The sequence below is a fragment of the Corallococcus sp. 4LFB genome (genome assembly GCF_046520365.1).
Lineage (GTDB): Bacteria > Myxococcota > Myxococcia > Myxococcales > Myxococcaceae > Corallococcus > Corallococcus caeni.
Genome location: NZ_JBKGHJ010000351.1, coordinates 1 through 9453 on the forward strand (window position 1 = coordinate 1; position 9453 = coordinate 9453).

Sequence of the window (9453 nt, forward strand, 5' to 3'; positions counted from 1 at the left end):
CGCCAGGGCCACGGGGACGGGGGCTCCGGCGGGGGCTTCCGCCGCGACCGCGCCCTCCGGCCAGACGGTGATGCCGCCGGCCACCCTGATGTCGCCGCGCGACCTGAGCAGCCCGGAGGCCCTGTACGGCGCCCCCATCGCGCGGTCCCTGGCGGAGGTGCCGGAGGGAGACCCCGCTTCCGTGATGACGCTCGCCACGGGCCTCCGGGTCGTCGCCAGCGTCGCGGACGGCAGTCCCGGCACGCCCCGCTGGTCCGTGCGGCTGCGCATCTCCCCCACCTGCCAGGTGCCCGGCGTGCGCGCGTTCCTCGTGCACAAGCGGCTGTCCACCCTGGGCACGCTCGTGGACCTGCGGCCGCCCCTGGAGGAGCTCAAGGCGGGCCGCATCCCCGACGGCTACATCCAGGTGGACGTGGAGACCGGCGTGGGCGAGGCCGGCATCCAGACGGCCCTGCGCAACGTGGCCGAGGTGGAGGTCGTCTCCGTCTCCCCCTCCGTCCCGGAGCCGCCCCCGCTCCCCGTCGCCGCGCCCGCGTCGGACACCGCGCGGGGCGCCAGCGCGGACGTGGGCTCGCGCACGGTGCGCGTGCGCACGGAGCTGCTCGACTACTTCCTGGACACGGTGGGGGAGCTGATGCTCGCCACCGCGCGCCTGCGTGAAGTGGGCAAGGTGCTGCCGGAGAACACCCGCCCCGCGCTGGAGGAGGGCGTCTACCGGCTGCACACGCTGGTGAAGGACCTGCACGACAAGGTCATGAGCGCGCGCATGACGCCGCTGTCGCTCATCACCGACCGGCTGCCCCGCGCCGCGCGCGACCTCGCCCGCCGCAAGGAGCGCGAGGTGGAGCTGGTCATCACCGGCGCCGAAATCGAGCTGGACCGCGCCATCCTCGACGAGCTGGCGGATCCGCTGCTGCACCTGCTGCGCAACTGCATCGACCACGGCCTGGAGTCGCCGGAGGACCGGCTGGCCGCGAAGAAGTCCGCGCGCGGCCGGGTGACCGTCACGGTGCGCCGCGCCCGCGACCGCGTCATCATCGACATCGAGGACGACGGCCGGGGCATGGACCCCGCGAAGCTCAAGGCCGCGGCCCTCAAGCGCGGGCTCATCACCGAGGACGCCGCCCAGCGCATGGCGGACCGGGACGCGTTCCTCCTGTCGTGCCTGCCGGGCGTCTCCACCGCCAAGGACATCACCGACATCTCCGGCCGCGGCGTGGGCATGGACGCGGTGAAGCGCGTGGTGGAGAGCGTGGGCGGCACGCTCGAAATCGACAGCGAGCGCGGCCGGGGCACCGTCTTCACGCTGCGCCTGCCGCTCACCGTGGCCGTGGTGCACCTGCTCCTGGTGGAGGTGGGCGAGGAGGTGTTCGGCCTGCCCATCGCCAAGGTGGTGGGCGCCACGGAGGCGGATCCGCAGGCCCTGAGCAAGAGCCGGGAGACGGCGCTCCTGCCCCACGGCAACGGCCTGTTGCCGGTGCACGCCCTGGAGGTGCTCCTGGGCGTGCCCGCGGCGCCGAAGCCGGGCTTCCGGCCCTTCGTGGTGATGGAGGGCGACGCCGGCACCGGCAAGGTGGCGCTGGCGGTGGATCGCCTCCTGGGGCAGGAGGAAGTCGTGCTCAAACCCTTGTCCCGTCCCCTGGACTTGCTGCCGGGACTGTCCGGCGTGACCATCCTGGGCAGCGGTCGTCCCGTGTTCATCTTGGACGTCCCGAGGTTACTGACCGCGTGAGCCCCCCCCTGCCCAGTGACGCGCAGCTCGACGCCCTGCGCGAGGTGGCCAACATCGGCTGCGGACATGGCGCCAACGCCCTGGCCCGGCTGGTGGGGGGCCGCGTGGACCTGTCCGTCCCGGAGGTGCGCGTCACGGACGCGGCCCACGGCCCGGCCCTCTTCGTGGACGACGCCCCGGCCGTCGCCGTGCGCCTGGGCATGACGGGCGAGCTGCGCGGCGCGCTGGTGCTCGCGCTGCCGTCCGTGGACGCGGAGGCGCTGGAGTCCGCGCTCGTGCGAGGCCACCCCGCGTCCCCCGAGGAGCGCGAGAGCGCCCTGGCGGAGGCGGCGAACATCCTCGCCAGCGCGTGCCTGTCCGCCATCGGGCGGCTGACGGGCTGGCGGCTGCTGCCCTCCGTCCCCCACCTCCAGCGGGGGCCCGTGCGGCCGGTGCTGGCGGGCGTGCTGGGCGACGTGGAGCCCGGGCCGGGCGTGGTGTTGGCGGCGCGCTTCGCGGCCACGGGCCCCACGAACCTGGGCGGCCAGATGCTGCTGGTGCTGGAGCGCGGGAGCGCCCAGGCGCTGCTGTCCCGGCTGGGCCTGTAGTCCGCCGCCTGTCGTCCGCCGCCTGTCGTCCGCCTGGAGGACCGGGGGCGGCTGGGGTAGACGGACGCCATGGACGAGAAGGCGCTCAGGGCCCTGCTGGGCCAGGTGAAGACGGGCAAGGTCAGCCTGGACGACGCGGTGGGCAAGCTGAAGGACCTGCCGTACGCGGAGCTGGGCTACGCGACGGTGGACACGCACCGCAACCTGCGGTTCGGCTTCCCCGAAGTGGTGCTGGGCGAGCCCAAGACGGTGGAGCAGCTCTTGGGCATCGTGGGCGCGCTCGTGGAGCGCAAGCAGACGGTGCTGGTGACGCGCCTCCAGCCGGAGAAGGCGGAGGCCCTGGTGGCGCGCTTCCCCAAGGGCGAGTACCACCCGGTGGCGCGCATCTTCCACCTGCCCCAGCGCAAGGTGAAGGCGGGCCGCGTGGCCATCGTGACGGGCGGCACCAGCGACATCCCCGTGGCGGAGGAGGCCGCGCTCACCGCGCAGGCCATGGGCGCGGACGTGCGGCGCGTCTACGACGTGGGCGTGGCGGGCATCCACCGGCTCCTGCGCCGGCGCGATGAGATTCAGGAGTGCCACGTCGCCGTGGCGGTGGCGGGCATGGAGGGGGCGCTCGCGAGCGCGCTGGGCGGCCTCGTCGGCATCCCGGTGGTGGCGGTGCCCACGTCGGTGGGCTACGGCGCGAACCTCAAGGGCATCTCCGCGCTGCTCTCGATGGTGAACTCGTGCGCCTCCAACGTGGCCACGATGAACATCGACAACGGGTTTGGCGGCGGCTTCTACGCGGCGCTCATCTCCCGCACCAAGGGACGGAGCTGACAGGCCATGCGGCGCATCCTCTACCTGGAGCCCGTGGGCGGCATCGCCGGGGACATGTTCCTGGCGGCGGGCATCGACCTGGGCGTGTCGCCGGACGCGCTGACGCAGGCCCTGTCCGGCCTCAACGTGCCGGGCTGGAAGCTGGCGGTGTCGCGCGCGGTGCGCCACGCCATCAGCGGCACGCACCTGGACGTGGTGCTGGACGCGAAGGAAGCGCACCCGCACCGGGCCTACGCGGACATCCGCCAGCTCATCGAAGCGGCGCCCACGCTGCCGGAGCGCGCGAAGGCGCGGGCCCTGGCGGTGTTCCGCGCCATCGGCGAGGCGGAGGCGAAGGTGCACGGCGTGTCCATCGACGCCATCCACTTCCATGAAGTGGGCGCGGTGGACTCCATCGTGGACATCTGCGGCGCCGCGGTGGTGCTGGAGCTGCTGGGCGACCCGGAGGTGCACGCCGCGCCGCCGCCCCTGGGCAGCGGCACCATCCGCGTGGCGCACGGCCAGATGCCCATCCCCGTGCCCGCGACGCTGGAGCTCTTGCGCGACGTGCCCGTGCGCTTCGAGGGCGTGGGCGAGCTGACGACGCCCACGGGCGCGGCGCTGCTCAAGGTGCTGACGAAGATTGGCCACCCGCCGGACTTCATCGTGGAGAAGGTGGGCTACGGCGTGGGGACGAAGGACTTCCGCGACCGGCCCAACGTGCTGCGCGCGTCGCTGGGCCGCGTGGAGACGCAGGCCACGGAGGGGCTGTGGGTGGTGGAGGCGAACCTGGATGACGCCACGCCGCAGCTCCTGGCGCACCTGGTGGAGCGGCTGCTGGAGGTGGGCGCGAAGGACGCGTGGGTGGCCCCGGTGGTGATGAAGAAGGGCCGGCCGGCGCACCTCCTGGGCGCGCTGGTGGAGGGAGGCCTGCGCGAGGCGGTGGTGGACGCGCTCCTGAGTGAGTCCACGTCGCTGGGCGTGCGCTACCACCGGGTGGAGCGCCACGCGCTGGAGCGCGACTTCGTGGAGGTGGAGACGCCCTGGGGCAGGGTCCGCGTGAAGCGCGGCCTGCGCGACGGCCGGGTGCTCAACGCGCACCCGGAGTTCGACGACTGCGTCCGGCTGGCCCGCGCGGCCGGGGTGCCGGTGAAGCAGGTGATGGCCGCCGCGATGGCGGCCCTCACGCCCTGAAGCTCGGCCGAAGCGCGGCCCGCGGCTGGGGACGACCGCTACGCCGGCTTCGTCGCCGAGATGACGCCGAAGGCCGCGCCGCCTGGATCCGCCACGATGGCGATGCGGCCGTAGGGCGAGTCGAACGGCGGCATGATGACCTGGCCGCCCTTGGCGGTGACGGTGGCCGCGGCCTCGTCGGTGTTGGCCACGGCGAAGGTGGTCATCCAGTGGGCCGGCACGTTGGCGGACGTCTTGTCGTCGAGCTGCATCACGCCGGCCGTCTCCCGGCCGTCCTTCTTCAGGACCCAGTACTGCATCCGGTCATCCGGCATCTTGTCCGCCGTCATGCCGAAGAGGTCCTTGTAGAAGGCGACGGCCTTGGCGCCGTCCTGCGTCTTGCCCTCGTGCCAGGCCATGGCGCCGGGCTCGGCCACCAGCCCCGAGCCGGCGAACTGGTTCGGCTGCCAGAAGCCGAAGGGCGCGCCCGTGTTGTCCGCACAGAAGGCCATGCGCCCCGCGTCCATCACGTCCATGGGCTCCATCATCACCTTGCCGCCCAGCTCCTTCACGCGGGCGACGGAGCGGTCCACGCTCTCCACGGCGAAGTAGGTGTTCCAGTTGGACGGGAAGGGCGCGTCGCTGGGACGCGGCATCAGCGCCGCCACCGGGTGGGCCCCCTTGAAGGCCATGGTGTAGTAGCCGTTCTCCTTCGAGCCCTCCTGGAACGTCCAGCCGAACAGCGCCCCGTAGAAGTCCTGGGCCTTCGCCAGGTCCCAGGCCATCAGGTCCACCCAGGACACCGTCCCCGCAGCGTGCTTCGTCATCGCAGGCATCGTCGCTCCCCTCGCAGTGCGGCCCCGGCGGCAGACCGGGGCTACCTGCAAGGTAACAGCGCTCGGGAGGGGGACTGAAAGGATTTTCAGTGCTGCCTTGTGTCAACGAATGGGCTGACGCGCGAGCCCCTGTGCGAACGCATCCGTGTTGCCGGGGGCCACGCACACCGGCAGGCCCTCCACCACACCGCACCTCGCGCCCGCGTCGAGGAACGGCCGCAGGTGCTCCGGCAGCACCACGTACGCGGTGCCCGCGTCCAGGCCGCCCGGAGGCAGCGGCGCGTGGCACTCCGCCGTCAGCGCCTCCGGCGTGCGCGACGCGTAGCCGCTGTTGAACGTGAGCTTCAGCCGGTACGCCTGATACGCCAGCGCGTTCACCAGCGGCTCGTCGTAGCGGCACACCCACTGCACCTGCGGTGGGAAGAGGGCCAGGTGCTGATAGGGGCCCTTCAATGCGTCCCAGTCCGCGGACCTCAGGCGCTGGAAGCGCACGGGCTTGAAGAGGGCGCTCTTCTGCTCGCGCACGTCGTACGCCTGAAGTGCCAGCGCCACCGCGAGCGCGGCCACGGCCACGGCGGGCACGCCGCGCCACAGGCGCACCACGCACAGCACCGCGCCCACGACGAGCAGGGAATGCAGCGGCCAGACGAAGCGGCCGGACGCGCGGAACGCGTTCGTCACCTTCGCCAGCGGCGCGTACAGGCTGCCCAGGTCCGCCACCGGCTGGCCCAGCCACGTCACGCGGGAGGACAGCGCGTACACGGCCATGAGCAGGACCACGACGGCCGCGGGCAGCACCCGGCGCCAGTCCAGCGCGCGCGCCTCACGCGGACGCGCCAGCAGGCTCACCCCGGCCAGCACGATGAGCAGCAGCGCTCCCGCGCCCAGGTAGCCGAAGCCCTCGCCCTGCCGGGGCCCGGCGGGCAGGTCCGGCAACACGCGCGACCACCCCATCGGGTTCACCAGCGTGGCCAGGTCCGCGGAGAACTCCCCGAAGCCCTCCGCGCCCAGCCCGCTGCCGCCGAAGTAGCCGAAGAGGGCGAACAGCCCCACGTCCAGCGCCGCGATGCCCGCGCACGCCGCCGCGACGCGTCCGGGGCCGAGTTTCCGGCTCCAGCCGAGCCGCACCCCGAGCGTCAGCGTCAACGGCATCAGCATGGCCACCCAGTACGGATGGGTGCCCGCCGCGATGGCGTTGAAGAGGGCCGCGAGGCCCAGGCTCCGCGTCGCGGTGCGCGCGTCCGGGACGTCGCGCAGGTTGAGCCACAGCAGGGCCAGCAGCAGCCAGTGCGCGCACAGCGTGGGGTGGCTGAAGCGCGCCGCCATCACCGGCGACAGCGCCAGCAGCGTGCCGCCCAGCACCATGGGCACCGGGCGCGGGGACACCATCTCCACCAGCCGCGCGCCGAAGTAGCCCATCAGCGCGTAGCACAGCGCCAGCCACGGCCCGGTGTACTGGAAGTCCACGGGCAGCAGCGGCGAGAGGGGCTTGAGCAGCACCGCCAGCCACGGGTTGCCGTCCGTGAGCGCCACCGACGAGCCGTACGGGTAGAAGTGGTTGGGCGCCGCGCCCAGGGGCAGCGTCCAGTCCGCGTTGCGGAAGAAGAGCCAGCCGAAGATGTGCGCGGCCCAGTCCTCGCGCATCATCCAGTCGATGCGCGTGGGCGGCAGCACCGCCCCCCCGCCCAGCCACAGGAACCAGCCCAGTCCTCCGAGCACCGCCAGCGCTCGCGCCACGACGAGGGCCCGGTGGGAGGACGAAGCAGGGGGCGGGGGACTCAGGGAGGGGACGGACTCGCTCAAGGCGCGGCGACTGTAGGCGCCGGCTTCCGCGCCCCGCAACCGCCCGCTCCCCGCGAGGGCCTACGGGCAGTAGCGCGCGTAGCGCAGGCCCCGGGTCGTCTCCACCGCGCCACCGTCCGGCGGGTAGAAGTAGTGCACGTAGGAGAAGCCCGCCTGAATCTGGTCCTGCTCATCCACGTAGACCGTGGAGGGACCGGGGAACGCATTCCCGCCATCCCGCGTCTCCAGGACGAGCGGTGGCGTCGCGCCGACGCTGGCCGTGCCGTACAGCCTCTTCACGATCAACTGGCTGACGCTCCCGTTCGCGTTCGCGTTCGCGTCCGCGTCGTCCAGCAGGGCATGGCGGATGTTCGGGAAGAAGGCGCTCCTCGTCAGCGCGGGGCCCCGGCTCCGGACGGCCCCCAGCCCGTGCGACTTCCAGCCGCTGTCCTCCTTCACCCACAGCCATGCCCCCTGGTCGTCGGAGGCCAGCAGGGAGGGCCGCCCCGTCGCGTCCACCTCCAATGCGATGCGAAGGCGCGGCGAGCTCACGGGAAGCTGCCAGTCCAGCGGCTCGGGGGTCCATGTCCCCGACGCATCGCTCGCGTACACGACCTGGCTATGCGTGCCGTACGCGCGCGCGAACACGATGTGGAGGTGTCCGGCGGCATCCACGACCATCCGCTCACGGTCGCCAATGGGCCCGACCGTCTCCAGCGGGGTCAGGTCCCAGCTCCCCTGGGTGGAGCGGGTCCCGTGCAGGTAGCCCACCTGGGGGAAGACCCGGCCAATGAGCAGGTGCGGCGCGCCCTGGGCATCCAGGGCGATGTCCCCCGTCCAGCCCTCTCCCAGCAGCTGCGACTGCCAGACTCCGCCGGTGTCGTGCGCGTAGCCGACGTTGTTGCCCTGCTGGAACAGCACGTGGTGCGTCCCGTCCGCGCCCACGGCCATGTGCACATCGTAGGCGGTCCACACGCTGCCCACCCGCACCGGCACGTCTCCCGGCCGGGTGGTGCCCACGTGGAGGTGCGAATCCTTCGAATAGGCGTAGTGGCCCACGCCCTGCGCGTCGAAGACGAACGCGGCGGTGATGACGTCGATGCCCTCGTCCAGCACCCGCGTCGTCCAGCCCGGCGAGTCGCCGCATGTCCCCTCGCCCGGCCGGTCGGGGTCCCCGCCACCGTCGCCCGCGTCGGGGGCGTCCTCCCCTCCGGCGTCGGGTTGGGTCACCACGAGCTGCACGCAGGTGCCGGCGGCGTTCCGGGCCACCTTGCCCTGTCCGGGGGCGGAGACCCCATCCGTGCAGATGGGGTCGCAGCCAGCCAGGAGGACCGCGGCCACGGCGGCGCTCGACAGCGCGGTGTGCACGAGGAAGGAACGGGACACGGGAGGACCGTCAGGGCTCGAGGTTGGCGCTTGCGGGGCGCGACACCAGCGCACCCGCGCGCGGACACGGCCGGGCCCGACGGCCCGCGTCCGCTAGCGTCGCAGAGAGACTTCCAGGCCGTACTGCGGATCCATCCCGGTCTGACCGTTGGCGGTGACGCGGTCCATGCCCACCTGGGCCGACAGCCGCAGGGGCATGCCCCCCAGCCGCCCCGTCACGCCCGCGGCCACGTGGCCGGTGAGCAGCGCGGGGTCCGCCTGGCGGAAGCCCGGCGCCGTGAGGCCCAACAGCCCCCAGCCCAACCCCACCTCCGCGAACAGCGGCGTGCTCGCCGGGGCCTGCAATCCCAGCAGGCCCTCCACCGTGAAGCGGTGCAGCCGGATGCCGTCCCGGGCCGCGAGCGGCGTCACGCCGTACGCCCCGCGCACGCCGTAGTAGAGCAGGTGCAGCGAGGACGACGGCGTGCGCCACGACAGGCTGGGCCCGGTGGCGAACTTCGCCAGCCCCAGCGGCGAGCGCCCCGCGCCCAGCCCCAGCTCCAGCTTCGACGTCCAGTCGGACGGCGCCGCCACGGCCAGCGGGGCGTGCGCCCCACCGACGACGGGCGGCTGGAAGGGGTGGCTGAAGTCCACCGGCACCAGCCCCACGGCGGCGACGTACTCGTCGTAGAAGGACCGGTCCAGCGGCACGGCGAACAGGCCCCGGCGCAGCGCCTCCTCCGCGGGACCGCGCTCCTGCAACTCGCGCGGGCGCAATTCCGGCGCGCCCGAGGACAGCTGCGCCAGCGTGACGCGCGCCTCCGCGTTCGGCGCGCGCACCCAGTACACGTCGCGCAGCGGCAGGAGGATCTGCGTCCACTGCTGCTGCGAGCGCCGCACGTCCACCAGCCGCTGGCCGTCCGCGTCCTCCACGGAGAGGCGCGCGTACTCGAAGCCCGCGGGGAAGGTGACGGAGGGGCCCTCCGGCGCGGGGCCCACCAGCGGGCGGCGGGGCTGGGCCGTGGGCGCGAAGGCGTTGACGGACAGGCGCGCGGGCATGCCTTCACGCCGTGCAGCGACGCGGCCACGAACGCGGCCAGCTCGCTGTACTCCACCTGCCCGTCGCCGTTGATGTCCGCGCCGCCCAGCAGGCCGGAGCGCGCCACGTGGCTGAAGA

At 73.3% G+C, this 9453-nt stretch carries 8 protein-coding genes; 4 read left to right on the forward strand and 4 right to left on the reverse strand.

Annotated elements, in window-relative coordinates:
* From ACLEQD_RS29825 to larC, 4 genes are all read left to right on the forward strand, one after another.
* The coding region (locus ACLEQD_RS29825) for a chemotaxis protein CheW (RefSeq protein ID WP_410388710.1) at positions 1-1732 on the forward strand (1732 nt) is incomplete at its 5' end.
* Positions 1729-2319, forward strand: a complete 591-nt coding sequence (locus ACLEQD_RS29830; protein ID WP_410388712.1) for a chemotaxis protein CheC — start codon at positions 1729-1731, stop codon at positions 2317-2319. The genes ACLEQD_RS29825 and ACLEQD_RS29830, both read left to right, overlap by 4 nt.
* A gap of 69 nt (positions 2320-2388) precedes the next feature.
* Entirely contained in the window at positions 2389-3141 is a 753-nt protein-coding gene (gene larB, locus ACLEQD_RS29835) for a nickel pincer cofactor biosynthesis protein LarB (protein WP_410388714.1), read from the forward strand.
* A 6-nt stretch (positions 3142-3147) separates the two neighbouring features.
* Positions 3148-4314, forward strand: coding sequence for a nickel pincer cofactor biosynthesis protein LarC (gene larC / locus ACLEQD_RS29840; RefSeq protein ID WP_410388716.1), 1167 nt, complete (start codon positions 3148-3150; stop codon positions 4312-4314).
* A gap of 38 nt (positions 4315-4352) precedes the next feature.
* On the opposite strand, the gene ACLEQD_RS29845 is transcribed toward larC, so the two are convergent.
* From ACLEQD_RS29845 to ACLEQD_RS29860, 4 genes are all read right to left on the reverse strand, one after another.
* Positions 4353-5120: a VOC family protein gene (locus ACLEQD_RS29845; protein ID WP_410388717.1), complete on the reverse strand. Its 768-nt coding sequence runs from the start codon at positions 5118-5120 to the stop codon at positions 4353-4355.
* Positions 5121-5231: 111 nt separating this feature from the next.
* Complete coding sequence (locus ACLEQD_RS29850) at positions 5232-6932, reverse strand: DUF6311 domain-containing protein (RefSeq protein ID WP_410388719.1); 1701 nt, start codon at positions 6930-6932, stop codon at positions 5232-5234.
* A 60-nt stretch (positions 6933-6992) separates the two neighbouring features.
* Positions 6993-8297: a hypothetical protein gene (locus ACLEQD_RS29855; protein ID WP_410388721.1), complete on the reverse strand. Its 1305-nt coding sequence runs from the start codon at positions 8295-8297 to the stop codon at positions 6993-6995.
* Between the two features lie 93 nt (positions 8298-8390).
* Positions 8391-9335: a hypothetical protein gene (locus ACLEQD_RS29860; RefSeq protein WP_410388723.1), complete on the reverse strand. Its 945-nt coding sequence runs from the start codon at positions 9333-9335 to the stop codon at positions 8391-8393.
* Positions 9336-9453 lie beyond the last annotated feature (118 nt).